This window comes from Streptomyces sp. NPDC005784, from assembly GCF_042871525.1.
Classification (GTDB): Bacteria; Actinomycetota; Actinomycetes; order Streptomycetales; family Streptomycetaceae; genus Streptomyces.
In genome coordinates this window covers 200603-216856 of sequence record NZ_JBIAIQ010000002.1, presented here as the reverse complement: position 1 = coordinate 216856, position 16254 = coordinate 200603, and the positions used below count along the sequence as shown (strand labels likewise).

Annotated in this window: 12 protein-coding genes; 4 read left to right on the top strand and 8 right to left on the bottom strand. The window is 70.9% G+C overall.

All coding sequences use genetic code 11. The features are described from left to right. The first annotated feature begins 48 nt into the window (after window positions 1-48). Window positions 49-1269, top strand: coding sequence for a cytochrome P450 (locus ACFYR3_RS03835; protein WP_389281351.1), 1221 nt, complete (start codon window positions 49-51; stop codon window positions 1267-1269). Between the two features lie 171 nt (window positions 1270-1440). Here ACFYR3_RS03835 and ACFYR3_RS03830 read toward each other — a convergent pair whose 3' ends face one another. Both ACFYR3_RS03830 and ACFYR3_RS03825 read right to left on the bottom strand, forming a co-directional pair. After that, window positions 1441-3054: an ABC transporter permease gene (locus ACFYR3_RS03830; protein ID WP_355856051.1), complete on the bottom strand. Its 1614-nt coding sequence runs from the start codon at window positions 3052-3054 to the stop codon at window positions 1441-1443. Continuing rightward, on the bottom strand, window positions 3051-4058 hold the full coding sequence (locus tag ACFYR3_RS03825; protein WP_356783869.1) for an ABC transporter ATP-binding protein: 1008 nt from the start codon (window positions 4056-4058) through the stop codon (window positions 3051-3053). The genes ACFYR3_RS03830 and ACFYR3_RS03825 overlap by 4 nt, the downstream gene beginning before the upstream one ends. A 103-nt stretch (window positions 4059-4161) precedes the next feature. On the opposite strand from ACFYR3_RS03825, the gene ACFYR3_RS03820 reads away from it, so the two are divergent. Continuing rightward, complete coding sequence (locus ACFYR3_RS03820) at window positions 4162-4659, top strand: helix-turn-helix domain-containing protein (protein WP_355856057.1); 498 nt, start codon at window positions 4162-4164, stop codon at window positions 4657-4659. 453 nt (window positions 4660-5112) lie between these two features. Here ACFYR3_RS03820 and ACFYR3_RS03815 read toward each other — a convergent pair whose 3' ends face one another. Continuing rightward, the gene (locus ACFYR3_RS03815; RefSeq protein ID WP_355856060.1) at window positions 5113-5967 is read right to left on the bottom strand and encodes a diacylglycerol kinase family protein; all 855 of its coding nucleotides are present in this window, start codon (window positions 5965-5967) and stop codon (window positions 5113-5115) included. Between the two features lie 200 nt (window positions 5968-6167). On the opposite strand from ACFYR3_RS03815, the gene ACFYR3_RS03810 reads away from it, so the two are divergent. After that, the gene (locus ACFYR3_RS03810; RefSeq protein WP_355856063.1) at window positions 6168-7451 is read left to right on the top strand and encodes an adenylosuccinate synthase; all 1284 of its coding nucleotides are present in this window, start codon (window positions 6168-6170) and stop codon (window positions 7449-7451) included. A gap of 142 nt (window positions 7452-7593) precedes the next feature. Here the strand turns inward: ACFYR3_RS03810 and ACFYR3_RS03805 are convergent, their stop codons facing one another. From ACFYR3_RS03805 to ACFYR3_RS03785, 5 genes are all read right to left on the bottom strand, one after another. Next, window positions 7594-9432, bottom strand: coding sequence for an RICIN domain-containing protein (locus ACFYR3_RS03805; protein WP_355856066.1), 1839 nt, complete (start codon window positions 9430-9432; stop codon window positions 7594-7596). Between the two features lie 39 nt (window positions 9433-9471). After that, window positions 9472-10293, bottom strand: a complete 822-nt coding sequence (locus ACFYR3_RS03800; RefSeq protein ID WP_355856069.1) for a carbohydrate ABC transporter permease — start codon at window positions 10291-10293, stop codon at window positions 9472-9474. After that, window positions 10290-11180: a sugar ABC transporter permease gene (locus tag ACFYR3_RS03795; RefSeq protein ID WP_355856072.1), complete on the bottom strand. Its 891-nt coding sequence runs from the start codon at window positions 11178-11180 to the stop codon at window positions 10290-10292. Before ACFYR3_RS03795 ends, ACFYR3_RS03800 begins: the two co-directional genes overlap by 4 nt. 81 nt (window positions 11181-11261) lie before the next feature. Next, window positions 11262-12500 carry an extracellular solute-binding protein gene (locus ACFYR3_RS03790; protein ID WP_355856075.1) on the bottom strand — a complete coding sequence of 413 codons (1239 nt, stop codon included), beginning with the start codon at window positions 12498-12500 and terminating at the stop codon, window positions 11262-11264. A gap of 95 nt (window positions 12501-12595) precedes the next feature. Continuing rightward, window positions 12596-14536 carry a glycoside hydrolase family 127 protein gene (locus tag ACFYR3_RS03785; protein ID WP_389281346.1) on the bottom strand — a complete coding sequence of 647 codons (1941 nt, stop codon included), beginning with the start codon at window positions 14534-14536 and terminating at the stop codon, window positions 12596-12598. Window positions 14537-14907: 371 nt separating this feature from the next. Here ACFYR3_RS03785 and ACFYR3_RS03780 point away from each other — a divergent pair, with 371 nt between their 5' ends. Next, window positions 14908-15939 carry a LacI family DNA-binding transcriptional regulator gene (locus ACFYR3_RS03780; RefSeq protein ID WP_355856081.1) on the top strand — a complete coding sequence of 344 codons (1032 nt, stop codon included), beginning with the start codon at window positions 14908-14910 and terminating at the stop codon, window positions 15937-15939. The last annotated feature ends 315 nt before the right edge of the window (window positions 15940-16254 follow it).

Sequence of the window (16254 nt, the reverse complement as noted above, 5' to 3'; positions counted from 1 at the left end):
TCAGGACGGCCCTGTTCAGCGGGGGGTGGGCCGGGCTAGCGTCCGTTCATGGCAGCTTTGGAGAGTTCGCGGGCCTTCGACCCGTGGGATCCGGCGTTCGTGGCGGACCCGTACCCGGCGTACGAGGAACTGCGTGCGCGGGGCCGGGTGCACTACTACGAGCCGACGAACCAGTGGCTGGTGGCGCACCACGCGGATGTGTCGGCACTGCTGCGGGACCGCCGGCTGGGCCGGACGTATCAGCACCGATTCACGCACGAGGACTTCGGGCGGACCGCGCCGCCGCCGGAGCACGAGCCGTTCCATGTGCTCAATGATCACGGGATGCTCGATCTGGAGCCTCCGGACCACACGCGGATCCGGCGGTTGGTGTCGAAGGCCTTCACGCCGCGGACGGTGGAGCGGCTGAAGCCGTATGTGGAGGGGCTGGCGGGTGAGCTGGTCGACCGGCTGGTGGAGGCGGGTGGCGGGGATCTGCTGACCGATGTGGCGGAGCCGCTGCCGGTGTCGGTGATCGCGGAGATGCTGGGTGTCCCGGAGTCCGAACGGGCGCCGTTGCGGCCCTGGTCGGCGGACATCTGCGGGATGTACGAGCTGAATCCGTCCGAGGAGGTGGCGCGGAAGGCGGTGCGGGCGTCGGTGGAGTTCACCGAGTACCTGCGAGGGCTGATCGAGGCCCGTCGCAAGGAGCCGGCGGACGATCTGATCTCGGGGCTCATCGCGGCGCACGACGAGGGCGACCGGCTCACCGAGCAGGAGATGATCTCCACCTGCGTGCTGCTGCTGAACGCGGGGCACGAGGCGACGGTCAACTCGACGGTGACCGGCTGGTGGACCCTGTTCCGGCATCCCGGGCAGCTGGCGGAGCTGCGGGCGGACCACACCCTGATCCCCACGGCGGTGGAGGAGCTGATGCGCTACGACACCCCGCTCCAGCTGTTCGAGCGCTGGGTGCTGGACGACATCGAGATCGACGGTACGACGGTCCCCCGGGGTGCGGAGATCGCGATGCTCTTCGGGTCCGCGAACCGTGACGCCGAGGTGTTCGCGGACCCCGAGACGCTGGACCTGTCCCGGGCGGAGAACCCGCACATCTCCTTCAGCGCGGGTATCCACTACTGCATCGGCGCTCCGCTGGCCCGGCTCGAACTGGCGGCGTCGATGAGCGCGCTCCTGACCAGGGCCCCCGCTCTCCGGCTCACCGAGGAGCCGGTCCGCAAACCGAACTTCGTGATCCGCGGACTGGAGGGCCTGTCGGTCGAGGTCTGAGGGACATCGCCGCCACCTGCACGACGGCGCGGCCCCTCCGGCCGCCGGGCCGCGCCTCTTCCTGCCCCGCCTGCCATCCGTCGGGCCGCGCCGCCTGTCACCCCGTCGGGCCGCGCCGCCTGCCACCCCTGTCAGGCCGCCCGGCCTGCATCCGTCAGGTCGTGCGGCCCCTCACGTCGTCAGGTCGCGGCGGCGCAGGGACGTCAGTCCTGCTGCCGTCAAGGCGGCCGCGATTGCGGTGAGGACGAGGACCGGTGTCCAGGCCATGGTGCCGCCGGGCAGCTTCGGGAGGTGGCCGAAGGGGGAGAGGTCCATGACGGCCTGGGGGATGTTCAGGGCGGGGCCGATCCAGCCGAGGAGGAGGGCGAGGCCCGCCGCGGCCCAGGATCCGGGGGCAAGCCGGGGCGAGAGGCCGTACAGCAGGACGGCGACGCCGCCCAGGGTCCAGATCGCCGGGAGCTGGACCAGGCAGGCTCCGAGGATTGCGCCGAGTTCGGAGCCGTAGCCGAGACCGAGGCCCAGTCCGCCGAGCAGCATGATGAGGACCGCGCCGCCGAAGGCGAGGACGAGGTGTCCGCCGGCCCAGCGCAGCCGGCCGACGGCGGCGGCGAGCAGGGGTTCGGCGCGCTGCGAGGTCTCCTCGCCGTGCAGCCGGAGCACGGAGGAGACGATGTAGAGGGCGGCGACCATGCCCAGCATGTTCACCATGGCGGCGAGGAACGCGTCGGTGATCCCGGCCTGCCCGCCCATCCGCTCGATGATCTCGCGGGTCTTGGCGTTGCCGCCGACCAGGTCGGCGGCCCCCTTCGTGATGCCGCCGAACGCGGCGCCCGCGGCGAGGAAGCCGAGGCTCCAGCCGAACACGGCGCCGCGTTGCAGTCGCCAGGCCAGTGCTTCGGCGGTGCCCAGGCGGCCGGTCGCGGGTCCCGGCCGCGTGGGCAGGAAGCTCATGCCGACATCCCGCCGCCCGGCGAGTGTGTAGGCGGAGGCGCCCTGTGCGGCGACGGCCGCGACGAACAGCGGCAGGACCCACCAGCGTTCGTCCGCGAAGGCGCGGAGGTTCTCCAGCCAGCCCACCGGGGAGATCCAGGTCAGCACCGACGAGCCGTCGTCGGTCGCCGAGTCGCCCGCCGCCCTGAGGACGAACGCGGCGCCGATCAGCCCGCCCGTCAGCCCCTTGGCGAGCCGCGCGCTCTCCGTCAGCTGGGCGACGATCGCGGCCATGGTCGCGAAGACCATCCCGGTCGCGCCGATCGCGAGTCCCAGCGCCAGGGCCCCGGCACCGCCCTGTCCGGCGAGGCCGCCCGCGATGATCAGGGCGAGGACGCCGTTGGCGACGAGGGCCGCGAGCAGAGCGGCGGTCAGCGGAGCCCGCCGCCCGACCATCGCGGCGGAGATGAGTTCCTGCCGTCCGCTCTCCTCCTCGTCCCGGGTGTGCCGTACGACGATGATCAGGCTCATGATGGCGGCGAGGACTCCCGCGTAGCCGCCGATGCGCCAGGCGGTGAGCCCGCCGAGCGAGTCGCTGAACACCGGCCCGTAGGTGGCGCGCAGGGAGCTGTTGGTGAGCATCTGTCGTGCCAGGGTGGCCCGTTCGGCCGGGGTGCTGTAGACGGTCTTCAGCGAGGCCGGCAGGGAGAGCACCAGCAGAGCGTTCACGCCGATCCACAGCGGCATCATCACGCGGTCGCGGCGCAGCGCGAACCTCAGCAGGGTTCCGGTGCCGGCCAGCGGGCGGGAGCCGCCGACGCGTGCGGCGAAGGCGCCGGCGGTCGTGGCGGTCATCGTGCCATCGCCTCTTCGGACCCGTCCGCCCGGACGTCCTCCTGGTAGTGCCGCAGGAACAGCTCCTCCAGGGTCGGCGGGGTCGAGGTCAGGGACCGTACGCCGGAGTCGGTCAGCGACCGCAGGACGGCGTTCAGTTTGTCGGTGTCGACGTGGAGCCGGACCCGGCACCGGACACCGTCCGGCCGGACCCCGGTGTCGTGGGCGTCGAGGTCCTCGACGACGAGTTCGTGGACCCCGGGCAGGGACGCCAGTCCGTTCGGCGGACCGGTGAGTTCGGCGGTGACGCTGGTGCGGGTGAGGTGGCGCAGGTCGGCGAGGGAGCCGCTCTCGACGGTCTGGCCCTTGCGGATGATGCTGACGCGGTCGCAGAGTTCCTCGACCTCGCTCAGGATGTGCGAGGACAGCAGGATGGTGCGGCCCCGGTCGCGCTCCTCCCGGACGCACCGCTGGAAGACCTCTTCCATCAGCGGGTCGAGGCCCGAGGTCGGCTCGTCCAGGATGAGCACGTCGACGTCCGAGGCGAAGGCCGCGACGAGGGCGACCTTCTGGCGGTTGCCCTTCGAGTAGGTGCGCCCCTTCTTGGTGGGGTCGAGCTCGAAGCGCTCGATCAGGTCGGCGCGCCGCGCCGGGTCGAGGCCGCCCTTCCGTCCGCCGTCCTGCCCGCCGCGCCGGGCTCGGCCCCCGTTGTGCAGCCGCCCGTAGAGGTCGATGACCTCGCCGCCGGAGAGGTTGCGCCACAGGGTCACGTCGCCGGGGACGTAGGCGACCCGGCGGTGCAGTTCCACCGCGTCCGCCCAGGGGTCCATGCCCAGCATCCGTGCCGCGCCCGAGTCGGCGCGCAGCAGGCCCAGCAGGACCCGGATGGTGGTGGACTTCCCGGAGCCGTTGGGGCCGAGGAAGCCGTGCACTTCACCGGCCTCGACCTCCAGGTCGAGGCCGTCCAGTGCGTGCGTCTTGCCGAACGACTTGTGCAGTCCGGCGACGCTGATTGCCGTCGTCATGGTCCAGAACGTACGCTTCTTTCAGAAATTTGTGAAGTTAAGGAAACAAGTAAATCCTGGATACACTCGACGGCGACGCGTGAGCTGGGGAGATGATCGAGAGATGGCGGAACCGACTACGGCGGAGCGGGATCCGGAGGCGGTCTCGAAGTTCGTCGAGGGCTTCGCGGCGCAGCTCGTCGAGGCCGGGATGCAGCGGATGCCCGCCCGGGTCTTCGCGGCGCTGCTGGCCTCCGACTCCGGCGCCATGAGCTCCGCCGAACTCGGCGAGCAGCTTCGGGTCAGCCCCGCAGCCGTGTCCGGCGCGGTGCGCTATCTCGCGCAGCAGCACATGGTCTCGCGCGAGCGCGAACCCGGCTCGCGGCGCGAGCGGTACCGCGTGCACAGCAACCAGTGGTACGAGGCGCTGACCAACCGCGACGCGGTGCTCAAGCGCTGGGAACTCGCCCTGCGCGCCGGCGTCGACTCCCTCGGTTCCGCGACCCCGGCCGGGCGCCGGCTCTCCGAGACCCTCGCGTTCTTCGAGTTCATCGACGGCGAGATCGCCGCGATGATGGAACGCTGGCGCGCCCACCGCCAGACGCTGTACGGCGACGAGTGACGAACGGGACCGGGCACCCCGGTCCCGCGTTCCGTCCCACCCCGTCTGGGTGGACCGGCGTCCCGCCAGTGCGGCTGGACCGGCGTCCGGCCCTGCCAGGGTGGCCCGGCTCTCCCCGTCAGGGTGGACCGGCGCCCGGTGCGGGCGGACGGGCGTCCCGCCCTGCCAGGATGGGCCGGCGCCCGGTACGGGTGGACCGGCGTCCCGCCCGTGCGGCTGGACAGGCGTCCCGCCCAGCCAGGATGGACCGGCCTCTCCCCGTCAGGGTGGACTGGCGTCCCGCCCTGTGCGGGGGACTGGCTTCTCCCCGTCAGGATGGACCAGCGCGCCCGGTGCGGCTGGACCGGCGTCCCGCCCAGCCAGGATGGACCGGCCTCTCCCCGTCGGGGTGGACCGGCGTCCGCCCTGGCTGGATCGGCGTCCCGCGCTGCCAGGGTGGGACGGCCTCTCTCGTCAGTGTGTGGTCGGTAGGGTCAGGCCCCAGGCCGACTCCCGTACTGTCCAGGTCCGGGTCCTGACCGGGCCGCTCACCACGGAGTCCGCGCGGTAGCGGAAGTCGGCGCCGGAGACGGTGACCTTGTGTCCCAGCAGGCGCAGGGGCGAGGACTCGGCCCCCACGGACACCCCGCGGACCTCGATCTCGGCTCCCGTTCCCGATTCCCCGGGTGTCACGGACACGGCTTCCACGGGCTGGTCGAGATCCACCACGCACACCCCGTCGACCTCGATCCGCAGCCGGGAGGGCCCGGGTCCGGGTGCGGAGGCGAGCCGGGACGGCCGCGAGGCGAGGGTCCGTACCAGGGACTGGCAGGTGCGGAGCCAGGGATGCGCGCCGACCTCCCCGGGCGCTCCCGCGTGCACCGGAGCGGGCGGCCGGGACGGCAGCGAGGGGATGCGCAGCGCGCCGAGCACCACGCCGTCACTGTCGTCCACGAGCAGGTCGAGCCGTCGCTCGGCCCCGTCGAGGACCGCTCTGGCCGCCGCGACGGCCCCCATCGGCACCCCGAGCGAACGGGACAGCGACAGCACACCGCCCACGGGCACGAAGGACAGCGCGCACGCGGCGAGTTCCCGCTGCCGGTGCAGCAGGGACACCGCCCGCAGCAGGGCACCGTCGTCACCGATGACGACGGGTCGGCGCGCACCCCGGCGGATCAGTGCCCGAGCGAATTCCTCGGGCCCCTCCGGAAGGCACACTTTCGTCGCCGCACCCGCGCTGAGCACGTCTTTCGCGATCCGAACGGACTCGCCGTCCGTCCGTCGGGCGACCGGGTCGATGACCACCAGGAGCTGGTCGGAAGCCGCCACCTCGGTCCTGCCTCGCTTCCTCGGGTAGCATCTTTGTGCAAGAGCCCCTTGCGCCTTTGCGCCAGGGGCTTCGTCTATTCCGGGGCATCCGGTCCGACGGTCGCGGCCAATGGTGGTCGCCGGCGTACGCAGCCGTAGGCAGAACCAGCCGCGTACGTCCCCGACCTTGGACATGCCCCGCCCGGAAGGGGTGTACGCCTGTGCCCGCACTTGTGCTGCTCGGTGCTCAGTGGGGTGACGAAGGCAAGGGAAAGGCCACCGACCTGCTCGGTGGATCCGTGGACTATGTGGTGCGCTACCAGGGCGGCAACAACGCCGGCCATACGGTAGTCGTGGGCGACCAGAAATACGCTCTCCACCTCCTCCCTTCCGGAATCCTCACGCCGGAGTGCACTCCGGTGATCGGCAACGGAGTCGTCGTCGACCCGTCCGTCCTGTTCTCCGAGCTGAACGGACTGAACGAGCGCGGCATCGACACCTCCAAGCTGCTGATCAGCGGAAACGCTCATATCATCACGCCTTACAACGTCACTGTCGACAAGGTGACGGAACGCTTCCTCGGAAAGCGGAAGATCGGGACCACCGGACGCGGTATCGGTCCGACCTACGCGGACAAGATCAACCGCGTCGGCATCCGCGTCCAGGACCTCTACGACGAGTCGATCCTCACCCAGAAGGTCGAAGCGGCCCTGGAGGTCAAGAACCAGCTGCTCACGAAGCTCTACAACCGCCGCGCCATCGAGGCGGGCCAGGTCGTCGAGGAGCTGCTGGGCTACGCGGACCGGCTCAAGCCGTACGTCGCGGACACCGTCCTGATCCTGAATCAGGCGCTGGAGCAGGACAAGGTCGTGCTCTTCGAGGGCGGCCAGGGCACGCTGCTGGACATCGACCACGGCACGTATCCGTTCGTGACGTCGTCGAACCCGACCGCGGGCGGCGCCTGCACGGGTGCCGGCGTCGGCCCGACCAAGATCAGCCGGGTCATCGGCATCCTCAAGGCGTACACGACCCGGGTCGGCTCGGGCCCGTTCCCGACCGAGCTCTTCGACGCGGACGGCGAGGCGCTGCGGCGCATCGGCCACGAGCGCGGCGTGACGACCGGCCGTGACCGGCGCTGCGGCTGGTTCGACGCGGTCATCGCCCGCTACGCGACCCGCGTGAACGGTCTGACCGACTTCTTCCTCACCAAGCTGGACGTCCTGACCGGCTGGGAGGAGATCCCGGTCTGCGTGGCGTACGAGATCGACGGCAAGCGCGTCGAGGAACTCCCGTACTCCCAGACCGACTTCCACCACGCGAAGCCGATCTACGAGAACCTCCCCGGCTGGTCGGAGGACATCACCAAGGCGAAGACCTTCGCGGACCTCCCGAAGAACGCGCAGGACTACGTCAAGGCGCTGGAGGAGATGTCGGGCGCGCCGATCTCCGCGATCGGCGTCGGGCCGGGCCGCGACGAGACGATCGAGATCAACTCGTTCATCTAGCGCGGAGCGGTATCGGCAGCAGATGTCCGCGGCGATCTCCGCGGCGGTGAAGCCGGTTCCGAAGCCGTTTCCGAAACGGTTCTTTCCACGAGTGCGCCCCCGGCCGACATCCGGGGGCGTACCCGTACCTGGGGAGCCGGCCTCAGCGCGAGGTCAGTCTCCACAGGTGGTCGGCGGTGCCGTTGTCGTCCCATTGCAGGACCTGGGCGCCGGTGGAGGTGCTCATGCCGTTCACGCCGAGCAGCAGACCGCTGTTGTAGTTGGCGATCTTGTAGTAGCCGTCACCGGCCGGGACGATCTGCCAGAGGTGGTCGGCGGTGCCGTTGTCCGCCCAGATCAGCGCGGTCCCGCCGGCCGCCGTGCTCGCGTTCGTGATGCCGAGCAGCAGGCCGCTCGCCTTGTTGGTGATCCGGTAGAGGCCGGATCCGGCGGAGGAGAGGGTCCAGGACTGGCTGGTGCCGGTGGAGGACGTCGCCTGGACGACCGCGGTGCCCTGGGCCGTGCCCGCGTTCTGGGTGTCCAGGGCGAGGGCGCTGTTCTTGTTGGTGATCCGGTAGGTCCCGGCGAGCGAGGTGGAGCTGCCGCTGGGGGTGATGACCAGGTGGTAGCCGTCCGAGGCGTTCATGGCCACGGGCACGGTGACGGACCCGTTCGAGACGGTGTAGTCGGCCTCCGAGATCGTGTACGGGGCTGATACGGCCGTGGTGCGGCCTTTGGACGGGGTGTACTCCAGTTTGGCGTGCACCGTGCCGCCGAACGCGGACAGCGAGCCGAGGCCCTTCACCGTGACGGCCGTGGAACCGGTGCCGCCGCCGAAGACGACGCTGATCTGCCGGCCGTCCCCGGTACGGGACGCGGCTCCGTCGATGCCGGTCTGGGCCGGCGGCGTGGTGGGGACCATGCTGCCCGACATGTCGCCGTACCACTTGTACAGCCAGTACGAGCCATTGGGCGATCCGCCGGTGTCGGTGAGGGTGTCGCCGAGGGTGCCGTAGTGGTTCCAGAAGGCGAGCTCGGCGTCATGGACGCCCGCCCGCTCGAACTTGGCGACGTAACCGACGAGCGAACCCGGCACCCCCACCTCGGTGGGCGTCCCGTACTCCTCGATGGAGATCGGGCGCGCGCTGATGCCGAGGCTGCTCTCCAGGGATCGGTACGCCGCGACGTGCGCCGCGATGTCCTGGGAGCCCTGGAGTTCGTGCCAGGCGATGATGTCGGGGACGGTCCCGGCTGCCTTGGCGGCCGTGAGGAACGTGCTCATCCAGCTCTGGTTCCACGCCGAGTGACTGGGACCCTGGATCGGGGTGGTGGCGTCCTTGGCGCGTACCTCCTTGTAGGTGCGCGTCCAACCCGCTTCGAACGTACCGGCGTTGGTGGTGTCCCAGGTCCAGTCGGGTTCGTTCCACAGCTCGTAGGCACGGATGTTGGTGGCGGACGAGGACTTGACCGACGCGATCTGGGTGTCCACGGCGGACAGCCAGTTGCTCCAGCTCACCCACTTGTAGGGGAAGTTCGGGTACCAGTCGGGCATGCGGACGACGATCCCGGCGCCGGCCCGCGCGGCCTTGGACGCCACGGTCAGCGCGTCGCCCCCGGGCGCGGGTTCGCCGTTGGGGAGCTGTGAACCGCCCGGTGCCATCTGTACGAAGGTGTTCGGCTTGAGCGGGGTGACCAGGCTGTCGGCCGGGGTGCTCGCGTCGGCGAGGCCGTACAGGCTGCCGCTCGCCGCATGGGTGACGGAGCGGAGGGTCTGGTCGGCGTTGACGACCAGGGTGGTGGCCGCGGTGGGGGCGGCCTGGGCGGGAGATGCGGTGAAGAGGGCGGTGGTGGCCAGGGCGATGGCCCCCAGGGCGGCCACGGCGCGGGCACGACGGGGGCCGGCGGCGGTGGCGTGTCGCGTTCGGGCCGGGTCGTCCGGGCGACTCGTACGGCCTAACTGGCTCATGTGGTTCGTGCGTCTTGTGCGGCTCGTGCGGCTCATGGAGGAGCCTCCTGGAGGTGGGGAGAGGGGGACGCCTGCTCAGTCCTTCACCGCGCCCGCGGTCACGCCCGCGGCCACGTAGCGCTGTGCGAGGACGAGCAGGACAGTGGCGGGGATCGACGCGACGACGGCGGTGGCCATGATCGCGTTCCATTCCTGGTTGTTGTTGCCGATGTAGTGGTAGATGCCGAGGGTGATGGGGCGCATGTCGCCGCCGCCGTCGAGGGTGTTGGCGAAGACGAAGTCGGACCAGGCCCACAGGAAGCCGAAGAGCGAGACCGTGACGATCGCGTTGCGGCTCACCGGCAGGACGACGGAGCGGAAGATCCGCCAGGTGCCGGCGCCGTCGATGCGGGCCGCGGAGATGAGTTCGCCGGGGATGCCCGACATGAACGCGGCGAAGATCATGACGCCGAACGGCACGGCGATGGTGGAGTCCGCGATGATCAGGCCCCACCAGGAGTTGAGCAGTCCGAGGTCGAGGAAGAACCCGTAGAAGCCCATCGCCATGACGATGCCGGGGATCATCTGGGCGACCAGGAGCGCGAGAGAGAGCGGTCCCGCGCCGGGCGGGCGCAGCTTGGCGAGGGAGTAGCCCGCCGGGGCGGCGAGGACCAGGGTGAGGGCGACGGTGCCGAGGCCGATGAGCAGGCTGGTGCCGAGATAGGGCAACTGATCGTTCAGGACGGCTCGGTAGCCCTCGAAGGTGGGGTGCAGCGGGAACAGGTCGGGCGGGCTCTTGCGCATGTTCCGCTGCGGCGTGAGGGACACGTTCAGCATCCAGTACACCGGGAAGAGCATGAGCGCGATGAGGACGGTGCCGATCACGGTGTGACGGCGCTTGCCCGTACGGGACTTCACGACTCCTGCCTCCTCTGGACGCGGACGTGCAGCAGCCCGAAGGCGAGGGCGATGACGATGAGGATGTTGCCGACGGCGGCGCCGGGGCCGAACTTGGGCAGCAGGGTGCCGAATCCGAGCTGGTAGGACCAGGTCGCCAGGGTGGACGAGGAGTCGCCGGGGCCGCCCTTCGTCATGATCCAGATCAGGTCGAAGACCTTGAGGGTGTAGACGAGGCCGAGCAGCAGCGTGATCGCCGAGACCGGGCGCAGCAGCGGGAACGTGATGCGGCGGAACTGCTGCCAGGCGTTGGCCCCGTCCAGGGCGGCGGCCTCGTACAGCTCGGCCGGGATGTTCTGGAGGCCGCTGTACAGGATGACCAGGTTGAAGGGGATGCCGATCCAGATGTTGGCGATGACGACCGACGTCAGCGCCCAGTGCGGTGAGGTGAGCCAGCCGACGGGGTCGACGCCGACCAGGTGCAGGGCGTAATTCACCACGCCGGACTCGCTGTTGAACATCCAGGACCAGGTCGACGCCGACACGATCAGCGGCAGCAGCCAGGGGATCAGGAACAGGGCCCGGAGGGTGGGGGCCAGCGGGAACCGGCGGTTGAAGAAGACGGCGAGGGCGAGGCCGGCGGCGTACTGCACGACGATGGACGCGAAGGTGAAGACCATGGTGTGCCGCATCGCCGGGGCGAAGGACGGGTCGTTCAGGACCGTGCGGAAGTTGTCCCAGCCCGAGAACGGGGCGTCGCCCGCGACGAAGGATCTGACGGTGTAGTCGCGCAGGCTCAGATCGAGGTTGCGGTAGAGCGGGTAGGCGTAGAAGGCGGCGAGGTAGGCGGCCAGCGGGGCGAGGAAGGCGAGCGCCGTCAGCTGGCTCCGGCGGTGATGGGTGAGCATGCGGGCTCCTGGGCGCGGGAATTTCAGCCCCTCCGGCGTTTGAGGAGCGGGGTCCGGGGCGGAACCCCAGGGGTGGGAAGGTCAGCCCCTGGAGGCCGCGGTCTGGGCGTCGGCCAGGGCCGCGGCGGGGCTCTTGGCACCGGAGAGGGCCGCCTGCACGGCGGTCCACATCGGCTGGGAGATGGTGGGGTACTTGGTGCCCAGGCCACCGCTGGTACGGCCACGCGCCGCAGCCACCGCTTCCACCCACGGCTTGAGCTTCGGGTTCGCCTTGACCTGCTGGGCCTGGACCGCGGCGGTGGGTGCCACATAGGTCAGAGTCGTGTCGCTCGCGAGCAGGTTCCGGGCGCTGGTCAGACAGGCGACGATCTTCTTGCTGGTGTCGTAGCGGCCGGTGTCCTTCTGCACGGGAACGGTGACGAATTCGCCGCCGGTGGGGACCGGTGCCGAACCGCCGTTCTGTGCCGGGATGTTGACGATTCCGTACGGGAATCCGGCCTTCTCGGCGTTGGCGAGCTGCCAGGTGCCGTTCTCTCCGAAGGCGTAGTCCCCGGTGGCGAACTCCTGCCAGCTGGTGGTCTGGGTGTTGTTCAGTACGTCCTTGGGGGCGTAGCCCTCGTCGACCCACTGCTTCCACAGGGTGAGGGCCGCCACGCCCTTGGGGGAGTCGAGTTGGGTGAGGTCGCCGCCGGAGCCCCAGAACCACGGCAGGAACTGGAAGCTGCCCTCCTCGGTGTTGATCGCCGAGAAGGTGATGCCCTTCTTGCCCGCCGCCTTGATCTTCTTGAGGGCCGTGGTGAGGGACGGCCAGTCCTTGATGCCGGCCGGGTCGACGTGCGCGGCGGAGAGGACCTTCTTGTTGTAGTAGAGGGCGAGGGTGTTGGCGCCGATGGGGACGCCGTAGGCCGCGTTGTCGAGGGTGCCCGCGCCGATGATGTTCTTCTGGATCGCGGCCGTGTCGAGGCCGAGGTCGCTGGTCCTGGTGAGAATGCCGGCCTCCACGAGGGTGGAGACGACCGGGTTGTCGACCAGCATCACGTCGGGCGCGTTGCCCTGCTGGGCGGCCAGCAGTGCCTTGTTGCCCAGGTCCGTGGTGTCGTACGCGGTGCGCTTGACCTTGACCCCGGCCTCGGTGCCGCACGCCGTGACGCGCTTGCCCCAGTCGGAGGAGGCGTCGAACTGCGGGTAGGGGTCCCAGAAGGTGTACGTCGAGGACGAACCGGACGAGGAGGAGCCGGAGCCGCCGCCGCACGCGGTGACGGTGGCGAGGGCACAGGCGGTGGCTATGGCTGCGGTCAGGGTGCGGCGGGTGCTTCTCACGGGGTACCTCGTTGTCGGGAGAGGGACGTACGGAGGGACGTGCGGAGGGACGTGCGGAGGGACGTGCGGAGGGACGCGCGGAGGGACGCGCGGATTCAGGACGTGGGCAGCCAGACACGCATGCCGCCGTCCGCGCGGTTGGCCCAGGCGTAGTAGGGGATCGCGGTGAGTTCGACGGGGTCGCCGGCCGGCGGGGCGTCGTGACCGGCGGCGGGACGGTAGGGCCACCAGGAACCGTCGTTGGCGAGGGTGCGGCGGCGGCCGGCGGCCAGCACGGTGGTGACGCCGCCGAGCAGGTCGGGGCGCTGTTTGACGGCGAGGGGGCGGGCGGTGTCGAGGACGATGTCGTCCAGGCCGCCGCCGAGGTGGTCCGCCTGTTCCAGGCAGTACACGAGCGGGCCGCGTTCGATCGCCGCGCAGCCGCGCACGGCGTCCACGCGCGGGTCGGCCGCGGTGAGCCTGGCGTCCAGGGCGAGTTCGAGGATCACCCGGTCGCCGGGGGCCCAGGTCCGCTCCAGACGCAGCCAGCCGTCCTCGACGGGCGCGTCCGTGCCGTCGTACGTCCGGTCGCCGTCGTGCACCCGGAACGCGTCGCACCACTGCGGGACGCGGAGGGACAGGGTCCAGGGGGTCCCGGGTGTCTCCTCCACGGTCAGGGCGATCGTGCCGTGCCACGGGTAGTCGGTCTCGGCGCGTACGACGACGGGGGCGCCGGCCAGGTCCGCGCGGTACTCGCCGGTGACGTACTGGTGGATCTGGAGACCACCGGCGTCGGTGGACGCGAGGTAGTGCTCCAGGGAGGCCAGCAGCCGCATGACGTTGGGCGGGCAGCAGGCGCAGCGGAACCAGCGGGTGCGGCGGGCCGACTGGTCGCCGCCGGGATCGGTGTGGCCGTCGCGGACCTGGAGCGGGTTCACGTACAGCCAGCGCTCGCCGTCCAGGGAGACTCCGGCCAGGAAGCCGTTGTACAGCGTGCGTTCGATCAGGTCGCCGTAGCGGGCCTCGCCGGTGAGCAGGGCCATGCGCCAGCTCCACTGGACGGAGGCGATGGCGGCGCAGGTCTCGCAGTAGGCGCGCTCGTTGGGGAGTTCGTACGGGTCGCCGAAGTCCTCCTCGTCGTGGTGGGCGCCGAGCCCGCCGGTGAGATGGGTCTTCGTCGCCACCATGGCCTGCCACAACCGCTCGGTGGCCGCGCGGAGTTCGGCGTCGGCCGTCTCGGAGGCCAGGTCGGCTGCCGCGGCCAGCAGATACAACTGCCGTACGGCGTGGCCCTCCACGGTGGTCGCCTCGCGCAGCGGGACCCGGTCCTGGCAGTAGGCCTCGCCGCCGAGCAGGCCGTGGCCGTGCCGGTCGACGAAGTAGCCGGCCAGGTCGAGGTAGCGGCGTTCGCCGGTCTCCCGGTAGAGCTCGACCAGGGCCGTCTCGATCTCGGGGTGGCCGTCGATGCCGTCGAGGGGCTTGCCGCTGCCGGGGGCGCCGAATACCGAGTCGACATGGTCGGCGAAACGGCGTGCCACGTCGAGGAGTTCGGGGCGTCCGGTGGTGCGGTGGTGGGCGACGGCCGCCTGGATGAGGTGGCCCGCGCAGTACAGCTCGTGACCCCAGCGCAGATCCTGGTAGCGCTCGCCGTTCCTCCGGAGCTGGAACCAGGTGTTGAGATAGCCGTCGGGCTGCTGGGCGGCCGCGACCAGGGCGATGATCCGGTCCACGTCGGCGGCCAGGCTCCCGGCGGGATTCTCGGCCAGTTGCCAGGCGGCGGCCTCCAGCCACTTGTAGACGTCGGTGTCGAGGAACGGGTACGCGCCCTGGAACACGCCCTCGGCCGTGCCCGCCGCCAGCCGCAGGTTGTGCAGGTTGCCCGCAGACTCCAGCAGGCCAGGTCCCTGGGGGATGGAGATGCGCGCGTTGACCTCGCGGCGGGTGTGCCAGAAACCGGCGCCGATCGTGACGGGCGCGGGGCGCAGCGCGCCGAGGGCACCGGGAGTGGGGTGGACGGGTCCCGTGCCGGGGAGGGCGGCGGAGCGTGTGCGGTGCATGGTTCTCCGGTTCTCGTCGGAACGCGTTCGACAGGTCGTACCTCGTTCGGGAACGGGTACGGCGGGGCCTTCGGGAACGAGTGCGGCGGGGCCTTCGGATGTGGGTGCGGCGGGGCGCTCGACTACGGCTACGGGTACGGCGGCTGCTCGGGTACGGCGGTACGGCCGGCTGCTGTGGAACTCGTTTGAGCAACCGTTTTCCTGCCGGAAAGTAGAGGGGAGACGGCCGGAGGGGTCAAGGGGCGCGACGCAGATTTTTCTCCGCTGCTCCGGCTCTGGCCCGTACCTCTGGCCGCTGGCACGATGGGGTCGCTAATGTCGTCGGCGAGGGACAACGACGTCCCGGTCGACGCGAAGGAAAAGGATTGCCCGTGACTTCTGCTCCGCGCTCGTCCTCCGCCGGCCGGGCCAAGCTCGCCGATGTCGCCGCCCTCGCGGGGGTCAGTGTGGGTACGGCGTCGAAGGCGCTGAACGGCGGCGGACGGATGCGGCCCGAGACCCGCCGGCGGGTTCTCGACGCCGTGGAGTCGCTCGGCTTCCGGCCCAACCAGCACGCGCAGAGCCTGCATACCGGTCGCAGCTGGACGGTCGGTCTGATGACGACGGACGGCATCGGCCGCTTCTCCACCCCCGTGCTGCTCGGCGCGGAGGACGCGCTCGGCGCCGGGAAGATCTCCGTGCTGCTGTGCGACACCCGGGGCGACTCGATCCGGGAGCAGCACCATCTGCGCAATCTGATGGACCGCAGGGTGGACGGCATCATCGTCACCGGCCGCCGCACGGACCCGCGCCCGCCGCTGACCGGCGTCGACCCGATCCCCATCGTCTACGCGCTCTCGCCGTCCATCGACCCGGCCGACACCTCCGTCGTCTCCGACGACCGGGGCGGCGCCCAGCTCGCCGTCGAACATCTGCTGGCCGCGGGCCGGACCCGGATCGCGCATGTCACCGGCCCGGAGCACCACGCGGCCGCCCGCGACCGCGCCCGGCACGCGGCCGAGCACCTGGGGCGCTCCTCGCTGCGACTGGCCACCGGGCGCGTGCACTTCGGCGAGTGGAGCGAGGCGTGGGGGCGCCGGGCCGCCGACGCGGTGCTGCGCACGGCCCCCGACACCGACGGTTTCTTCTGCGGCAACGACCAGATCGCGCGGGGGGTCGCCGACGCGCTGCGCGAGCGGGGCGTGGACGTCCCCGGCGACATCGCCGTCGTCGGCTACGACAACTGGGACACCATGGCGCTGGCCTGCCGCCCGCCGCTCACCACCATCGACATGGACCTCACCGAGATCGGCCGGATCGCCGCGCTGCGCCTCCTGGAAGCCATCGACGCCGTCGGCGCGGAGCCGGAGCCGGGGGGCGTCCACACGGTCCCGTGCCGGCTGGTGGTTCGCGAGTCGAGCTGATCGGAGACTCTGACAGGAGACTCAGCTTCCGGCCTTCCGACCTTCCGGCTCCGACCTTCCGGCTCCGGCCTCCCGGCCTCCCGGCCTCCCGGCCTCCCGGCCTCCCGGCCTCCCGGCCTCCCGGCCTCCCGGCAGCTCCGGGCGTGCGTCGCGTGCCGCGGTGAGTGGCGCAGCAGTTGGGGTCGACGTCGTCCCCAGCGCGGTGTGACGGCGGGGTGAACGCGGTTCGAAACCCCGGTTCGTTGTGTCCCGGGAACCTCGAACTGACCTTTACTTGACCGGGAGATGGGCTTCTCCTGGTTCCGGAGGGGATAG